At 55.8% G+C, this 15,846-nt stretch carries 14 protein-coding genes and 9 pseudogenes; 11 read left to right on the forward strand and 12 right to left on the reverse strand.

The window, feature by feature from the left end:
• Positions 1-8 precede the first annotated feature (8 nt).
• A complete protein-coding gene (gene istB, locus RAE19_RS18690; RefSeq protein WP_313873548.1) occupies positions 9-836 on the reverse strand; it encodes an IS21-like element helper ATPase IstB in 828 nt (275 codons plus the stop codon).
• A complete protein-coding gene (gene istA / locus RAE19_RS18695; protein ID WP_430962508.1) occupies positions 833-1,906 on the reverse strand; it encodes an IS21 family transposase in 1,074 nt (357 codons plus the stop codon). Before istA (RAE19_RS18695) ends, istB (RAE19_RS18690) begins: the two co-directional genes overlap by 4 nt.
• Before the next feature lie 99 nt (positions 1,907-2,005).
• On the opposite strand from istA (RAE19_RS18695), the pseudogene RAE19_RS18700 reads away from it, so the two are divergent.
• Positions 2,006-2,658, forward strand: a pseudogene (locus RAE19_RS18700) (IS3 family transposase); the annotation flags it as partial.
• A gap of 234 nt (positions 2,659-2,892) precedes the next feature.
• Here the strand turns inward: RAE19_RS18700 and RAE19_RS18705 are convergent.
• Together RAE19_RS18705 and RAE19_RS18710 are read right to left on the reverse strand one after the other, a co-directional pair.
• Complete coding sequence (locus RAE19_RS18705; protein ID WP_313876366.1) at positions 2,893-3,354, reverse strand: hypothetical protein; 462 nt, start codon at positions 3,352-3,354, stop codon at positions 2,893-2,895.
• A 175-nt stretch (positions 3,355-3,529) separates the two neighbouring features.
• A pseudogene (locus tag RAE19_RS18710) lies at positions 3,530-3,694 on the reverse strand (transposase); the annotation flags it as partial.
• 64 nt (positions 3,695-3,758) lie between these two features.
• Here RAE19_RS18710 and RAE19_RS18715 point away from each other — a divergent pair.
• The 3 pseudogenes from RAE19_RS18715 to RAE19_RS18725 all read left to right on the forward strand — a co-directional run.
• Positions 3,759-3,893, forward strand: a pseudogene (locus RAE19_RS18715) (transposase); the annotation flags it as partial.
• Between the two features lie 194 nt (positions 3,894-4,087).
• Positions 4,088-4,336: pseudogene (locus RAE19_RS18720) on the forward strand (transposase); the annotation flags it as partial.
• A gap of 58 nt (positions 4,337-4,394) precedes the next feature.
• A pseudogene (locus RAE19_RS18725) lies at positions 4,395-5,537 on the forward strand (IS30 family transposase); the annotation flags it as partial.
• Positions 5,538-5,569: 32 nt separating this feature from the next.
• On the opposite strand, the gene tnpC reads toward RAE19_RS18725, so the two are convergent.
• From tnpC to istA (RAE19_RS18745), 4 genes and pseudogenes are all read right to left on the reverse strand, one after another.
• Positions 5,570-7,171 (reverse strand): IS66 family transposase, encoded by a 1,602-nt coding sequence (gene tnpC, locus RAE19_RS18730; RefSeq protein ID WP_313872998.1) that lies wholly within the window; start codon positions 7,169-7,171, stop codon positions 5,570-5,572.
• A 69-nt stretch (positions 7,172-7,240) separates the two neighbouring features.
• The gene (gene tnpB, locus RAE19_RS18735) at positions 7,241-7,588 is read right to left on the reverse strand and encodes an IS66 family insertion sequence element accessory protein TnpB (protein WP_313873004.1); all 348 of its coding nucleotides are present in this window, start codon (positions 7,586-7,588) and stop codon (positions 7,241-7,243) included.
• Positions 7,588-7,926, reverse strand: coding sequence for a hypothetical protein (locus RAE19_RS18740; RefSeq protein ID WP_313873005.1), 339 nt, complete (start codon positions 7,924-7,926; stop codon positions 7,588-7,590). Before RAE19_RS18740 ends, tnpB (RAE19_RS18735) begins: the two co-directional genes overlap by 1 nt.
• A gap of 74 nt (positions 7,927-8,000) precedes the next feature.
• A pseudogene (istA, locus tag RAE19_RS18745) lies at positions 8,001-9,056 on the reverse strand (IS21 family transposase); the annotation flags it as partial.
• A gap of 237 nt (positions 9,057-9,293) precedes the next feature.
• Between istA (RAE19_RS18745) and RAE19_RS18750 the strand changes: the two are divergent.
• The 5 genes and pseudogenes from RAE19_RS18750 to RAE19_RS19500 form a co-directional block, all read left to right on the forward strand.
• Positions 9,294-9,553, forward strand: a pseudogene (locus tag RAE19_RS18750) (transposase); the annotation flags it as partial.
• 112 nt (positions 9,554-9,665) lie between these two features.
• A pseudogene (locus RAE19_RS18760) lies at positions 9,666-11,009 on the forward strand (transposase); the annotation flags it as partial.
• 160 nt (positions 11,010-11,169) lie between these two features.
• On the forward strand, positions 11,170-11,559 hold the full coding sequence (locus tag RAE19_RS18765) for a type II toxin-antitoxin system RelE/ParE family toxin (RefSeq protein WP_313876367.1): 390 nt from the start codon (positions 11,170-11,172) through the stop codon (positions 11,557-11,559).
• Entirely contained in the window at positions 11,531-11,854 is a 324-nt protein-coding gene (locus RAE19_RS18770; protein WP_313876368.1) for a helix-turn-helix domain-containing protein, read from the forward strand. The genes RAE19_RS18765 and RAE19_RS18770 overlap by 29 nt, the downstream gene beginning before the upstream one ends.
• Before the next feature lie 180 nt (positions 11,855-12,034).
• Positions 12,035-12,280 (forward strand): transposase, encoded by a 246-nt coding sequence (locus tag RAE19_RS19500; RefSeq protein WP_430962585.1) that lies wholly within the window; start codon positions 12,035-12,037, stop codon positions 12,278-12,280.
• Between the two features lie 65 nt (positions 12,281-12,345).
• Here the strand turns inward: RAE19_RS19500 and istB (RAE19_RS18775) are convergent, their stop codons facing one another.
• The gene (gene istB, locus RAE19_RS18775; RefSeq protein ID WP_313873002.1) at positions 12,346-13,137 is read right to left on the reverse strand and encodes an IS21-like element helper ATPase IstB; all 792 of its coding nucleotides are present in this window, start codon (positions 13,135-13,137) and stop codon (positions 12,346-12,348) included.
• A 21-nt stretch (positions 13,138-13,158) separates the two neighbouring features.
• Positions 13,159-13,755: a Mu transposase domain-containing protein gene (locus RAE19_RS18780; RefSeq protein ID WP_313876369.1), complete on the reverse strand. Its 597-nt coding sequence runs from the start codon at positions 13,753-13,755 to the stop codon at positions 13,159-13,161.
• Between the two features lie 74 nt (positions 13,756-13,829).
• Here RAE19_RS18780 and RAE19_RS18785 point away from each other — a divergent pair, with 74 nt between their 5' ends.
• Both RAE19_RS18785 and tnpB (RAE19_RS18790) read left to right on the forward strand, forming a co-directional pair.
• Complete coding sequence (locus RAE19_RS18785; protein WP_313873005.1) at positions 13,830-14,168, forward strand: hypothetical protein; 339 nt, start codon at positions 13,830-13,832, stop codon at positions 14,166-14,168.
• On the forward strand, positions 14,168-14,497 hold the full coding sequence (gene tnpB / locus RAE19_RS18790) for an IS66 family insertion sequence element accessory protein TnpB (RefSeq protein WP_313876370.1): 330 nt from the start codon (positions 14,168-14,170) through the stop codon (positions 14,495-14,497). Before RAE19_RS18785 ends, tnpB (RAE19_RS18790) begins: the two co-directional genes overlap by 1 nt.
• On the opposite strand, the pseudogene RAE19_RS18795 reads toward tnpB (RAE19_RS18790), so the two are convergent.
• Together RAE19_RS18795 and RAE19_RS18800 are read right to left on the reverse strand one after the other, a co-directional pair.
• Positions 14,494-14,889: pseudogene (locus RAE19_RS18795) on the reverse strand (IS110 family transposase); the annotation flags it as partial. The gene tnpB (RAE19_RS18790) and the pseudogene RAE19_RS18795 overlap by 4 nt on opposite strands.
• Before the next feature lie 162 nt (positions 14,890-15,051).
• Positions 15,052-15,693, reverse strand: coding sequence for a glutathione S-transferase family protein (locus tag RAE19_RS18800; RefSeq protein WP_313876371.1), 642 nt, complete (start codon positions 15,691-15,693; stop codon positions 15,052-15,054).
• Between the last annotated feature and the right edge of the window lie 153 nt (positions 15,694-15,846).

Genomic DNA, 15,846 nt, shown 5'->3' on the forward strand with positions numbered 1-15,846 from the left:
TGGCGCCTCTAGGCTGCTTGCTCCTCCTGTGTATCAAGGTGACTGCGTTTTCGTTTGAGTAGGGCATTGCTGCTGGCGGCAATCACACCGGCACGCCGCTTATCTTTCAGGCGATAGGAGTCTCCTGAGATCGGGACCACATGGGCGTGGTGGAGCAGTCGGTCAAGTAGCGCCGCTGTCAGCGTTGCATCGTCTGCAAATGTCTGGTCCCATTGCCCAAACGGCAGATTGGAGGTCAGGATGAGACTTCCCACTTCATAGCGTTTGGCAATGACTTGGAACAGAAGATTCGCCTGTTCCCGATTCATGGGTAGGTACCCGACTTCGTCAATGATCAACAGCCGGTAGGGACGCACGATGCGTTTGATAGCCTCTTCCAGGGTGTTCTGCCGTAGTGCCGTGCTCAGTGTCATCAGCAGATCTGCCGCCGTGATGAAACGCGTCTTGATTCCAGCCTGGGTTGCCCTGTAGCCCAAGGCGATGGCCAAGTGGGTTTTGCCCACCCCACTGGCGCCCAGCAAGACCACGTTCTCGCTGCGCTCCACGAAGGCCAGACTGCCAAGCTCCTGCACCAGAGTTTTGGGCACACCGCTGGCAAACTGGAAGTCAAACTCATCGAGCGTCTTGATGGCGGGGAAGCCCGCTATGCGCGTGAGCATGGCGCGCGTTCTCTCCACCCTGGCCAGAGCCTCGCCACGCAAGGCTTGCTCCAGGAACTCCAGGTACCCCAGCTCTTTCTTGGCCGCCATTTGCCCCAAGTGGGCAAGCTGATCGGGTAAGTTGAGCAGGCGCAGCTGATCACACAGTTCACGCAGTCTTTCCATTTGCAGGCTCATGGTCGTCCTCCTGCTGAGGCTTGGTTGTGCACCAGCGTGTCATACATCGCCAGAGGATGCTGCAGGCCTCGCCATGCCGCGGCTGGAATTGGCCGGACTGCTGCGCCGCTACCGGTGACTTTTTGTAATTGACGCACTGTTCGCCCACTGTAGGCGCTGGGGATGGCCAGCAGATGTGCGCGCTCAGTTTGCAAAGCCAGTGCCGGCACACACCCAGTGGTTCCGTGGATCCGCACATTGGCAACGTCACGCAGCCAGGTGCGCATTTCCCGATTGGCTGTGTCCGCGTCCACCACCAAGCCTTGCTGCTTCATACTCGCCACCAATGGCACCCAGAAGCTGCGCCGGATGTAGCCATTCATGCGTTCGACTTTGCCCTTGGTCTTGGCCCGATAGGGCTTGCACACCCGCGGCACAAAGCCATGGTGGTGCGCAAAGTCAGCAAAGGCACCCTGGAACTGGTGCAGGTTCTTGCCGTAGGCGTCACGCTTGAGGATGACGGTCTTCATGTTGTCGTACAGCACTTCACGGGTGACTCCACCAAAGCTCTCGAACGCCCTGACATGGCACGCCAGTAGTGTCTCCAGCTTCATGTCTGTGACGAACTCCGCGAAGGTCGCCCGGCTGTGGCCCAGCGTTGCCACAAACGCCGCCAACATGCCGTCTTTATGCCCAGCCTTGCGGAACTCGATCCAGTCCATCTGCATTTGCTCACCGGGCTGGGTCTCGAACCGCACAACCGGATCCGGGCGCGCCTGTGGACGCAACTCCTTGAGGTACTCCTGCAGGATGCGCACGGAGCCCGTATACCCCTGTGCGGCAATCTCACGCTGCAGCACCGTTGCTGGAATCCAATCAGGCTTGGCCGCCTGAATACGTCCAGCCAGGTAGTCCTTGAATGGATCGAGCTTGCTCTTACATGCCGGCAGTTTCTTCATGGCCGGCGGACCACCCTCCAAATACTTACGCACCGTGTTGACTGCCATACCAGTTTGCACCGATATCTCGCGCAAGCTCAGCCTGTGTTTCCTTAATACCTTGAGTTCCATGTACTCCTCGTTCGTAATCATTGCCAGTCCCATCCATGGTTCGGATGGCTTGGCACGTTAGTCGAGGTGTATCAATTCCTCACCGCGTTCTCGTGTCATTTTCATACTGCGCGTGACAGCATCCGGGTTGGCAAAGAGCGCGTGCGCGTGCTGATGCAGCGTCATGGAATCAAGGCCAAGACCAAGCGCAAATATGTGGTGACCACCGACAGCAAACACCACTTGCCGGTGGCCCCTGACCTGGTTCAGCGCCGGTTTAACCCACCTGAGCCAAATCAGGTGTGGTCTGGCGATATCACCTACCTGGCCACCGATGAGGGATGGCTGTATCTGGCAGGCGTTCTCGATTTGCACAGCCGACAACTGGTGGGCTGGAGCATGAAGCCCAATATGCAGGCAGATTTGGTGAAGGACGCACTGGCAATGGCCTGGTTCCGGCGTCAGCCGGCGCCTGGACTCATATTCCACAGCGATAGGGGAAGCCAATATTGCAGCCACGAATTCCAAGAGGCATTGGAGAAATGCAAGATCCGCTCATCGATGAGCCGTAAGGGCAATTGTTGGGATAGCGCACCGACGGAAAGTTTCTGGGGCGCCTGAAGGCAGCGTGCATTTATGGTCAGAAATTCGCCACGCGTAGACAGGCAATGGATGCGGTGCTGAACTGGATTGCTTTTTACAATCACTCCAGACTGCATTCGAGCCTGGGGTACCTCAGCCCAATGCAATTCGAAACCCGCTGGTACGAGGCACAGCGTAAAAAGGCCGCGTAATCGCAGAGCTAAGAGCTACACAATTCAGGGGCAAGGTCATTATCAAGATTCCATCGGCGCCAACACTCCAACCCCAAAGACTTAAGTGATTTCGGTGGATCTGGAGTACGGTGGTGTTTATTAATGATTGACTTGATCATCCAGCTGGTAATCGTGATCCAAATTACCTTTTGGTCGATTACCTTAAGAATTTTCGTTCATGGGGTTGGTATTTTTTACGTCTTCGAGATCAGATCAAACGTGGTCAAGTTTTGGGCGAATGGATGAAAGGTGAATTGACACTCCACCAGCGATGTCACGTCCAATTGCCGTACAGAGGCGTTCCGCCTTCAGCGGCTCTCTTGCATCGAGCAGCTCCTGTACTGCGGGTGACTCCAGTTGTAGAGTTGGATAGAGCAACCTCGCAGAAATGATAGGCAACCCAGTTGGCGTGTATTGTGATGCGCCTTTGAATCCATTGCCCGACTTAACTTTTGAACTCATTACCTGATCTTTAGCAAGCATGGCTAACCGTCCTTCTTGTGCCTTTGCGCTTGGGTTGTCCAAGTGAGAACGGACCTTCTGTAATATGCTGTGAGTCATTGGGTGTTTAGGCAAACGGTTCAAGTAGTCAGCTACCTCTTTCAGTAAATCCAGCGTCGTTTGGTGAGCATCGGCGTCTACTTGCCCATAGCGCTCGCTATCCTGAGGGGTCATCGCAAAATTTCCTTTGATCTGGTACTGGCATTTTGGCCTGAATATCCGGAAAATTCATAAATAGAGATTACGAATTGCTTGCAGAGCTTCTTACCAACTCAAGTCGAGTCTACGGTTCGACCGTTAACTCCAAAAGGAAATGTGGTCCCCTGTAAATTTTTGGATGAGCTGTTGCCTCTGCCCTCAGCCGGGCAAGCTGCATCTCTTCGGGGGTGACCACTGAAGGTCCCGATCTCATTCCAACACTGCCCAGATCGCCACCTTGATCCTGGCGTACCCAAAGTCTCAAACTTGCCTTCGCAATATTCAATACCCTAGCCACCATCGAAATCGCTTGCCCGTGAAGCCCCCTTGAAAACCTGAGCCAGTCGGGAGTAGAGAATTCCAACCAATGGAGTCTCTACGTGAAGAAATCAAAGTTCAGCGAAAGCCAAACCGTCGGCATCTTGAAAGGGGTCGAAATAGGAGCCCGGGTCGGTGAGACGTGCGGGAAGCACGGAGTCAGCAAGCCCACCTATTACAAGTGGAAAAGCCAATACTCAGTCCGCGCAAAATAAATAAATCAATTATCAAACGACCAAGCGAAGCTGGCAATGCTGCATGTTTGGAATTCCTTGCAGTAACGCCCGTAAGTTCAAGTCATATAGAGCACAAAGAAGCCACAGCTTCTTGAATCGCCCCGGAATATGTAGACACCTCTGAGCCTCAAACGTGAGGCCTAATAGGAGGTGATATGAGTCAGAAGAGATTTCCCGAAGAATTCAAGATCGAAGCGGTCAAGCAGATCACGCAGCGCGGCCATTCAGTAGCCGAGGTGTCCGCCCGATTGGGTGTTAGTCAGCACAGTCTGTACAAGTGGATCAAAGAGCAGCAATTGCCTCCTGGTCAGCACAAGGAGCAGTTGTCCCAAACGGAGGAACTGCGCAGACTCAAGGCCGAGCTCAAGCGGGTGAGCGAGGAGCGCGACATCTTAAAAAAAGCCGCCTTGGATTCAACTGGTCAATGCAACATGATTCAAATTATGTTGATAAGGGTCTGCAATGAGTTCAGTGCAAAGAGGCTTAACTTGGGAGCAACGCCATCGTTTGTGGCAGATGTGGAAGGCGGGAAGCAGCATTAAGGATATTGGAATCGCTCTGAGCAAGGCTCCCGGTTCAGTACATACATACCTCTCACATCGAGGAGGGATTTCCCCACCAAGCCGCCAGCGCGCGGAGCGACATCTTTCACTTGCTCAGCGTGAGGAAATATCGCGCGGATTGGCCTTGGGAAGGTCTTTGCGGAGCATCGCTCTACTTATTGGTGTTGCGCCATCTACAGTAGGTCGCGAAGTTAAACGCAATGGTGGTGACTCCGTTTATCGAGCGGCGACTGCGGACGCTCGAGCGACCAAGCAGGCGTGCAGACCCAAGGCATGCAAACTAGCTACCCATCTACCATTGCGCGAAGCTGTTGCCGGAAAGTTGCAACAAGACTGGTCGCCTCAACAAGTCAGTGGCTGGCTTCAAAGGTTTCATGGGGATGATTCCAATATGCAGTTGTCACACGAAGCGATTTACCGCAGCCTATTCATTCAAACACGAGGCTTGCTCAAGCGTGAGCTGGTAAACCACCTCCGCAGTCGCCGGATGATGCGAAGAAGCCAAGCTTTCAGTACAAAAGGGCGACCCAGAGGGCAAATCATTGATGCGGTTTCTATCCATGAGCGTCCAGCAACCGTGGAGGATCGCGCGATTCCTGGTCACTGGGAAGGTGACCTCATAACAGGCTCCGGGAACAGTCACATTGCCACATTGGTGGAACGGCACTCGCGGTTTGTCATGTTAGTCAAGCTCAAAGGCAAAGACACAACCAACGTAGTTGACGCGCTGACAGCCCAAGTTCAACAATTACCCAAAGAGATCATGCGTACGCTGACCTGGGATAGAGGTAGTGAATTGGCCCAGCACAAGCGATTCACAGTGGCAACCAATGTGCAGGTGTATTTCTGCGATCCCCGCAGTCCTTGGCAACGCGGTAGTAACGAAAACACCAATGGCCTGTTACGTCAGTATTTCCCAAAGGGTAGCAATCTATCCATCTACAGCCAGGAACAACTCAACGAAGTGGCATCCAAGCTAAATGGAAGGCCTCGAAAAACCTTGGGGTACAGCTGTCCGGCAGATACACTAACTGCAGCGTTGCAATGTAACCGGTCACTGTCCGGCGTTATTGCCTACGTTACCAAACCGTGTAATGGTGAACGCAATGGATTCTCGGCGAAGTGCTGCTTCCATTGACGAGGCGTCAGTTCTGAAACTCTGGAGGCGGGGTGGTGGCCTACGCGTTGCAAGACATCAACCAGGTAGGTGTAGGGGTCAATGTCATGTAAACGGCATGTCACGATCAGGCTCTGCATGATGCCCGCGCGCTTGGCGCCCACCTCCGTCCAGCAGAATAACCAATTGCGCCTGCCCATTGGTATCGCGCGCAAGGCGCGTTCCAGATGGTTCGTATCCATGGCCACATCCGCATCGCCCAGAAACACCTGCAGTTGCGCGCGGCGCTCGCGTGCATAGGCCAATGCCTTGGTCAACGGATTGCTGGGCAGGAAGCCTTGCCGCTCGAACTGCAAATCCACCCATTCAAAGAAGTTCTGCACCAGCGGTTTGCTGTGGCTTAGACGGTGCTCTCGTTTGGCATCCCCGTAGAGGTCACGTTCACGAATGGCTTCTTCCTGGGCGTAAATCTCGCCAATTTGCTGCAGCGCCTGGCCAGCGGCCTGTGGCTCGGCCCCTAGAGCTTCAAAGAAGCCACGCCTGCAGTGCGCCCAGCATTGGGCATGCGTAATGCCGGTCTTGGCAGCGTAACGTGCATAGGCCTCATAGCCGTCAGTGAGCAACACGGCATCTGTGGCCCCTGGCAGCCCCAATGCCTGCTGTACGTGCTCGTGGCGGCGCGACTCGAAATAGGCAAAGCACACCTCATCGAGTTCGCCGTACACAGGCCAGAAGTAGGCCGCCTTCATCTTGCCGGGCCCACTGCGCCCGGCCTTGATGGGGGTCTCGTCCATTGCCTTGACCCGGCTGTTGCGGATCGACTCGAGCTGCGTGTCGTAAATCGGCTCCAGCAGGGAAATGGTCTTTTGCGCCAGTTGCGTCAGCCACGCCCGGCTGAGTTTGAAGCCCGCTTGGCTCAGGCGCTGGTGCTGCCGGTACAGCGGAATGTGCCAGGCAAACTTGTCAACAACAACGCCTGCGAGCAAGCTCACGTCAGCGCGGCTGCCCTCAATGATGCCTGTTGGCGCGCCCGCACAGTGCAGGGTTTGCGTGTCGTGGCGCTTGATGACAGAGCGCACATACTTCAGCACCACATAGGCACCGGGGCGCTGTGCCAAGCGGTGGCTGACCTTCTGGCTGACAACCTCGTACTGATCGGGCGAGAGGTCTTTGGTCTCGGGGTTGGCCAGCTCGATGGTGTGCACGGGCACCTTGGTTTCGTCAAAGAACGATGCGGGCGTGCCCTCGTCGGCAAAGTTGCTGCGGGGTTTGCGTCGCTGGTGTGCAGGGATGGTGTTGGAGTCGGAGTCGGCTTCGGGCGCATCAGTGGCAGGGAGGTCGCCCAGGAGTTGCCCCAGGTGCATTTGCTGCGCATCGGGCAAGGGTGCAAAGCGCTCGCTCTTCTTGCCAAAGAGTTGGCGTTTGAACCATTCGAGCTGCTGCTCCAGCGCGCTGATGCTGGCGGCCTGTGCTTGCAGTGTCTGCGCGATGCTCTGCGGCGACAGCCCCATGACCGTTTCGACGGTAAATGTGGGAGTGCTGGTATTGGGCATCGACATGGGCCTTATCTTGCGGCCTTTAGGGACAAAGCAAAAGAGTGCTTCTCCGGATTGAAAATGGGCACATCGTCACCTCCGCGCAGGGTGTTGGTAGCGTTTGTGGCGTCGGCGCACTTCGATGCCTTCGAGCATCAGTTTGAGCGCCGTGCAGTCGATCTCGCCACTGCCGCCTTGAACGCCTTTACGGGAGAACTTGCCGCTCTCCAAACGCTTGCACCACAGGCACCAGCCGCTGCGGTCAAAGTACAGCACCTTCATCTGTGTTTGCCGCCGGTTGATGAAAACAAACATGTGTCCGGCCAGCACATCCACTTCAAACCCCTGGCGTGCCAGAGCGTACAAGCCGTCGTAGGACTGGCGCATATCGGCAGCTTGGCCATACAGGAACACGCGAATGCGGCCCTCGGGAAAGAACATTACCGGCGTACCAGATGCAAACTCATGCCCGAGCCGAGTTCGATGCGTAACTCCATGGCTCCATTGCCGCTGCCGTGCACTCCAGCAAGGTCGCCCAGATCAACGAACGCCGCCTTCGGCACGGTGGTGGGGGCTACCTTGTTCGTTCGCAGCGGGGACGCGATTCCCCTCTGTTTATTCCTAAGCGTGCGTCGGCGAGCAAGGCTGCTGCGACTGATGCCTTCGCGGCTGCAAAATTCATCTATCGTCAATCCAGCGCGGTCAAAACGATCCAGTACCTCAGCCCAAGTCTGTTCACTCAACACTGCACGCCTGAGCACGCTCTGCGTCTCTTCCATATCCGACCCCGTCCTGTTTGTTGATCAGGGCGCATTCTTTGGTACCTGCAATCAGTTCGCAAGAACGCCGGACAGTGACCGGTTACATAGCGGTGGCCTTCAAACTCGACGTGATAGTCAATGTGTACTTTGACCGTCTTGAATACCGCAAGCTCAAACGGTTCAGGCGGCAGGGCCATCAATGCTGGCGCATCCAGGGCGGTAAACGCGCTTGCCCGGCATCCGGGTAGCTTCTGAAACGGTTTGTTGTTCAGATACTCCAGCAAAGGGGCAATGGCTGCGTTGACCTCAGTGACGCTACGAAACGATTGATGCCGCAGTCGCGCCAATATCCAGCGCTCAACAATCTTGACCGTGGATTCGACTTTGGCCTTGTCCTGCGGGTGGTAGGCACGCGCAGGTAGTACGCTGCAGCCGTAATGGCATGCAAAGTCCAGCACGGTGTCAGTAGCTCGGGGCTCGTAACGGCTGACCTGCGCAATCACTGCGCGCGGGTTGTCCGGCACGATTAGCTGCGGCACTCCACCATAGAAGGTCAGCGCCTTGACACACCCCTCCAGCCAATCTGCCGTGGTCTGTGCAGGTGTCGCCCACGCGAAGGCGTAACCTGAGGCGCCCAAGGCGGCCACGAAGATATTGGCTTTACCACCCTCGGCCAGCACAATGGTCGGGCCAGCGTAGTCAATGAACAGTTTTTCTCCGGCGCGATGCACTTGGCGCATTGAGCGCTTCAGTGTCTTGGCAAACCGGCGGTAGTGCTCGCAGAATTGGGTGTACTGTTAAGGCCTGACCTGGGTGTCTTCGGCCCACTTGGCGCAGTATTCTTGCCACAGCAGCATCAACGTAACGCCTTTGCCGCGCAGCTCCAAGTGCACCCGTGCGTAGTCAGGCGCAACAAAGACAACGGGCTCACTTTGCTGGCCCCGCAATTTGCGGTGTAACTCTCCCTCATCCAAGGTTTCTATGGCACTCCAATCCAGTCCTGCTGCAAGAGCCTGACGGATGTATTTGGAGATGACGCCTTTGGACAGTCCCAGGGCTTGGGATATCTGATCGTAGGGTAGCCTGCACTCCAGGCTCAATCTCAATGTTTCTTTAACTTTGCGCATCGCGATCTTTCGGGCGGGCATCCGGCCTCCTGTCAAAAATCAGGCAGCCTACCCGCCAGGGTGGTCTCATTTGCGCAACTTCAGTCCCCACTTCTATGCAGGCATACGCCTGCGCCACATTCGCTGTTCACGACTCCGAAATCAACGTTCACGATGCCGAAATCCTTAGCTGCAAGCTATCAAAACGCCCGTTCACGTTGCCCGAAATGGCTGTTCACGTTCGTCCGAAATACCCATCTGCGGCAAGCCGAAGCAGGCATGCCGATCAAGGAACTTGGGCGCAAACACGGTTTCAGTGATGCTTCCTTCTACAAGTGGCGCTCCAAGTACGGTGGCATGGACGCCAGCGAGGCAAAACGGCTGCGTGAATTGGAGTTGGAGAATGGCAAGCTCAAGCGACTGCTGGCCGAAGCGCATCTGGACATCCATGCCCTCAAGAGCGTCTTTGGCACAAAGCGCTAGCCCCACAAGTCAAACGCGAGGCTATTCGGAGCATGGTGACTGATCACCGCATGTCCTAACGCCACGCCTGTGCCCTTGTGGGGCTAAGCCGTGACACCTACCGCCATGTGAGCCAGACCAGTGCGCTCAACGTGGAACTGCTCGACCAAATCGTCCAGACTGCCCACCAAGCTCGAAACGCGGTTCGTCGAGGTCAATCAGCGCGTGGCCTCCTGCGTCAATGCGAACATCAAGGTTGTCGGTCAAGGCGAGAAGAAGCGGTGATCCTTGATATACCCGACGGCGCCGGAGACCTGCAATAGCCCGTTTTGCAACCAATTGCCAGGAATTCCCGTTGCTCAACTGCTGCGGTTTGTGAATGGGAATACGAATTTTCTGGATGCCTTCGAGCATGTTCTGAATCGCTCCCTCAAGCATGCACCGGACCTTCGCGAATTTCTCGCCTGCGTGGTGGCGTTCGGCACCAACATGGGGTTGGGCAAGATGGCGGAGGTTTCTGGCTTGAGCCACGCATCCCTGATTACCACCGCCCGCAGCTATCGGCGTCCGGAAACCGTACATGCCGCCAATGACGCCATCAGCAACGCCACGGCCGCGCTGCCGGCCTTCAAGCTCTTCAACATCCGCGAAGCGCTGCATTCCAGCAGCGATGGCCAGCGTTTCGAGACCCAGATCAACACCTTCAATGCCCGACATGCGCCAAAGTATTTTGGCCTGGACAAGGGTGTTAGCGCCTGCACGGTGGTTGCCAACCATGTGCCCATCAACGCCCGGATCATCGGTACCCACGAACACGAAAGCCGCTTCTTGTTCGATTTGCTGTACAACAACACGTCGGACATCAAACCCACGCGCCACTCGGCCGATACGCACGGCACCAACCAGGTCAACTTCTTTTTTCTCTACGCATACGGCTACGGTTTTGCCCCGCGATACAAGACAATCCAAAAGAAAACTGCATCCCTGGTGGGGTTCAACTTGCTCAGCCAGTACCCGGCAGACATGTTGATTCGACCAAGCACTAAGGTCAATGCCGATCTGATCATCAGCGAATGGCCAAATATCCAGCGCATCATGGCATCCCTCGCGCAAAAGGACACGACCCAAGCCACCATCGTGCGCAAGCTGAGCAGCTACGCCCGGCAAAACAACACCAAAAAGGCCCTGTGGGAGTTGGACAACATTCTGCGGACCATCTACATTCTGGACTTTATTGACGATGTCGAACTGCGCCAGAGCGTACAAAAGGCACTCAACCGGGGCGAGGCCTATCACCGGTTCCGCCGCGCAGTGGCCTTCATCAATGGCGGAAAGTTCAAGGTACAGACGGAAACTGAGCAGCAGGTTTGGAACGACTGCGCGCGGCTGATTGCCAACGCAGTCATCTACTACAACACGGCGTTACTGTCCAAGGTCTATGAACAGAAGGTGGCCGCCGGGGACTTGGACGCCATCGCGTTCATCCAGGGCATGTCGCCGGTGTCCTGGAGCAACGCCACGCAACCTGGGCAAGGGGATCTCTTTGATTGAATGCCCATCCGGCCCTCAACGGGATATTCGCCTCTAATGGCCGATAAATTGGCGTGGCCAGCGTTGTTGTTGACCCATTTGAGCGCGGCTTGATGATTTAACCTGGCCTTGCAATTGGTGTCACCTGGTGCTACACTTTGTCATGTCATCCAACGAGTCGAATCGCACCTTCAAGACCGCCAGATTCTCTAAAGATGCGAAGAAGGCCAAGATCAAGGACGTTGAGCTTTGTGTGGCTATCCAACAGGTTCTGTTGGGTCAGGTCGATGACTTGGGTGGCGGCGTTTTCAAGAAGCGACTCAATAGCAACCTGCACCGGTCAATCATTTTGGCCAAGGGCGGGAAATATTGGATCTACGAGTACTTGTTTGCCAAGAAGGACCGGAAAAATATCGAGAACGATGAGTTGCTTGCTTTTCGCCTGCTGGCCAGCAGCTATGCGGGTCTGACAGAGCGCCAGGTTGGGCAGTTGCTTGTTAGCGGAGATTTTGTGGAGATTTGCCATGACGACAAAACAGAAATTCAAAAGTGATGCCTTTGCTGCAATCCATGCCTCCGCTGCTGCGCTGCGAAAGATTGGCGCCATCGATCAAACGACCATGCGCCAGTTTGATGAAACATGTTTGACCATGCCAAGAACTCTGGCCCCAACCCAGATCAAACGAATTCGCGAGCAGGCGCATGTAAGCCAGCCCGTTTTTGCAAGATACCTCAACACTAGCGAATCCACTGTTCAAAAGTGGGAGGCGGGCAGCAAACAACCCAGCGGTATGGCGCTCAAATTATTGGCGGTCGTTCAGAAACACGGACTGGATGTGCTGGCGTAAATTCCGGGTGGCTGCAAACGTGACGAGACTGCCATTGGGAGTCCAAGTTCTTTCGGAAGCATTGAACTTTACAAAGTGTCCGATTTTCGGGGGATGGGCACATTTAGCCTGTTCGGCGCAGGCGAATGGCTGCAGAAAAAGCACGGACAAGAGTCGCGACGTAGATGGTGAAAGCTGCACTTGGCAGTGGACGCCAACACGGGGCACATCGAGGCGTCGGTCTTGACTGGCCAGGATGTCGATGACCCATCTCAGGTTGGTCCACTGCTTGATCAGATCGAGCACGAAGTCGCCTCTGTTACCGCCGACGGTGCATATGACGGCGAGCCAACCTACGAGCGGATTGCCCAACGCGATACGCAAATCGACGTCATTATTCCCCCGCGCGTTACCGCCTGTCACTTTGCGGCATATAGGAGCCAGTGATTTTCGGCATATAGAGACCAGCCGGAGGGTGTCTGACGGACATCACTCGGGTATGGATTTTGCCTTTATTTGACGTCTTTTTGTTGCGTTGAATTCTTTGTTTTTGTCGGCATGGTGGTCGGCATCTGGCGTGGCGCCCGATAGGACTGGCCATCAAGCACCAGGCAGTATGCGTTGTGACGTAAGCGGTCCAAGGTTGCGGATGCCAAGAGCGGGTTGACTGGGAATGCCTGATCCCATTCAGTAAAGTCCAGATTGCTGGTGACGATGGTGGCAGTGCGCTCGTAGCGCTCGGCAATGAGTTCATGCAGGTCTTCGTCGGCCGGCGCACGCAGAGGCTTGAGTCCGAAGTCATCAATGATGAGTACCGGAATGCGACTCAAGGTCTGCAGCTTGCGCTCGTAGGCGTTGGTGGCGCGCGCGGCGTGCAGTGACTGCGTGAGTGCCGAGCAGTTGGTAAACAGCACATCCACGCCCTGACGGATCGCACAATGGCCCAAGGCCTGCGCAAGATGACTCTTGCCGGTTCCACTAGGGCCAACAATCAATACCGGAGAACACTCCCGCACGTAGCGCCCGGTGGCCAGGTCATGCACCAGCGCGCGGTTGAGTTGGGGTAGCCGCTCGAAGTCAAACTGCTCCAGCGTTTTGGTGGAGCGGAACTGGGCCCGGCGCAGGCGGGTACTGAAACTGTTCTGCTCCCGGCGGGCCACTTCATCGCCCATCAGGATGGCCAGGAACTCCGTATAGGCCAACTTCGATTCAATCGCCTGGCGGTTTCTGGCGTCCAGCGAATCCAGAATACCGGACAAGCGCAACTGCTTGAGATGTGGAACGAGTTCGGGGATGGGTGTCATTTGGGATGGTCTCCTGGATAGTTAATGCAGCAAATCCTGCTGCGGGTTGTGGGTATCGGGGGTGAAGAGGCTTGCGGCGTCGCGGACAAACCGGGCCTTTGCATAGGTAGGCACGATGCTGTGATCAGGCATCGGTAGCCGGTCGGAATTACTGCTCAGGATGGTCTTGACAGTGCGGTAATACGGACTGTTGTGGGCCATGGCACGTCGGCAGGCGAGCTCAACACGCTGGGCGCTGTAGGTCTTTGCCAGACCAATCACACCCTGAGCTGCGCGCAATCGCTCCAGAATCCGGTCACTCAGTAGCCAGTCAATAACCTGCTGACAGTACGGTCCGATTTGCAGCGCTTGGGTACCCAGCCACTCGCGGTCACGGGCAAAGAAGAGTTGTGCCTCGGGTGGCAAGTGGTCTTTGGTCGTGAGGCGTTCACCGGGACGCTGTCCCCGCGCATGGGTTGCCACCAATCGGTAGTCATCAAACGAAGTCACGCAGTTATCGGTGGCACGTAGCCACAGCTCTTTGCCCACCAGCGCAAAGGGGGCGGAATACAGCTTGTAGTCAAACTTGACGTGGCAGTCGCGGTGCAGCGTCACGCACTGCCAAACGTAACCGGTCACTGTCCGGCGTTCTTGCGAACTGATTGCAGGTACCAAAGAATGCGCCCTGATCAACAAACAGGACGGGGTCGGATATGGAAGAGACGCAGAGCGTGCTCAGGCGTGCAGTGTTGAGTGAACAGACTTGGGCTGAGGTACTGGATCGTTTTGACCGCGCTGGATTGACGATAGATGAATTTTGCAGCCGCGAAGGCATCAGTCGCAGCAGCCTTGCTCGCCGACGCACGCTTAGGAATAAACAGAGGGGAATCGCGTCCCCGCTGCGAACGAACAAGGTAGCCCCCACCACCGTGCCGAAGGCGGCGTTCGTTGATCTGGGCGACCTTGCTGGAGTGCACGGCAGCGGCAATGGAGCCATGGAGTTACGCATCGAACTCGGCTCGGGCATGAGTTTGCATCTGGTACGCCGGTAATGTTCTTTCCCGAGGGCCGCATTCGCGTGTTCCTGTATGGCCAAGCTGCCGATATGCGCCAGTCCTACGACGGCTTGTACGCTCTGGCACGCCAGGGGTTTGAAGTGGATGTGCTGGCCGGACACATGTTTGTTTTCATCAACCGGCGGCAAACACAGATGAAGGTGCTGTACTTTGACCGCAGCGGCTGGTGCCTGTGGTGCAAGCGTTTGGAGAGCGGCAAGTTCTCCCGTAAAGGCGTTCAAGGCGGCAGTGGCGAGATCGACTGCACGGCGCTCAAACTGATGCTCGAAGGCATCGAAGTGCGCCGACGCCACAAACATATATGAACGGCCAACTGCCCTTGCTGCTCGCAGGTCTTTGTAGGCACGAAGCGCATCTGCGGACGACCGGCTGCCTCGCAAATCGCTGCCGCATCGTTGGCGTCATTCTTCCCGCTTTTGCCTGCCATACGGTAGGGTGTAACGAAACTTCCGGCAATAAGTCTGGCATCTAAACCCATGGTACGAAGGCGACGTGCGACGTGATGTGCACCTCCACAGCTCTCCATTGCCACCAAGCAGCCTGAGGGCAAATCTGAGCACCAGGAGAAGAACCTATCCCGAGAATATGCCTTGGCCAACGTGACCTCCCCAAGCTGGGTGACGGCATGCACTTGGAAGTATTTCTTGGAAAGGTCAACACCGACCCGCACAATGACTGCATGCGAAATTTCGTTCATTGGATACCCCTTTCAGTTGATGAATGGACACTACATCCCGATCTTGGCTATCTTGTTGCGCCAGTGCAATCGCGGAAGTCCCTTCATATTCGAAAAGGTAAAACGAGCTGGTTCCCCCTCTGAAAGAAAGGGGTCTTTTGCGACCAGTGCGCTCAGAACCGGCTAAAGCGCTGCGCTCATCAGCTCCCTTGGAGGCAGCCAGCCCGGTAGCTTTTGAATACGCTGCAGCCAAGCGCGTACGTGTGGAGGAACCGTGAGTCCGACTTCGTCAGCCCAGAACAGGTATCCACAGAGGGCGCAATCGGCCACTGACAAATTTTCGTCGAGAATAAATGCTCGTCCGTCGCTCAGTTCGGCTTCAAGTCGCTGTATATCTCGCTGATACCGTGCCAGCAGCCATTCTTGCGTACCACTGGGGTACTCTTGCGGAGCGAACTGGCGTGCATACCGGAGGTTGGGCAACGATAGGCCCAGACGGTTTGCTTCCCAAAAAAGCCATTCGCGCACACGCGCCATGCGCTGTGGATTCTCGCCACCCATGCATTTCAGCCTCTCGGCGAGCAAGCACAAGATAGTGTCGGATTGCACAAAACTCTCGGTTCCCCATACCAGCACCGGCACCTCATTGAAGCGCGCCAAAGTACGAAATAGCTCTGGTCGCTGTTCATGCGGCAAAGAGATATCGACATGAACATCGTCGTGTTGAACCTGTCCGAAAATCAGTGCCAGACGTACCTTGTTGCTATGGTCAGATTCACGATTGCCGAATAAGGTGATGCCAGTTGGCGTGAACGGAGTCGTCATATTCTGTTTGCGGTAAGGACCGTGGTGAATGTCGGGAGAGCCAATCCGTGCGATAGACCTGCATTGCACCTGCTATACCCAGCAAATCAAGCACTTTCGAGGCCAAAAGCCCGCATTAAATATGCTTTATCCAGCTATGCTGTTGACGATTGG

Origin of the sequence: Rhodoferax potami, from assembly GCF_032193805.1 — a bacterium.
Lineage (GTDB): Bacteria > Pseudomonadota > Gammaproteobacteria > Burkholderiales > Burkholderiaceae_C > Allorhodoferax > Allorhodoferax potami_A.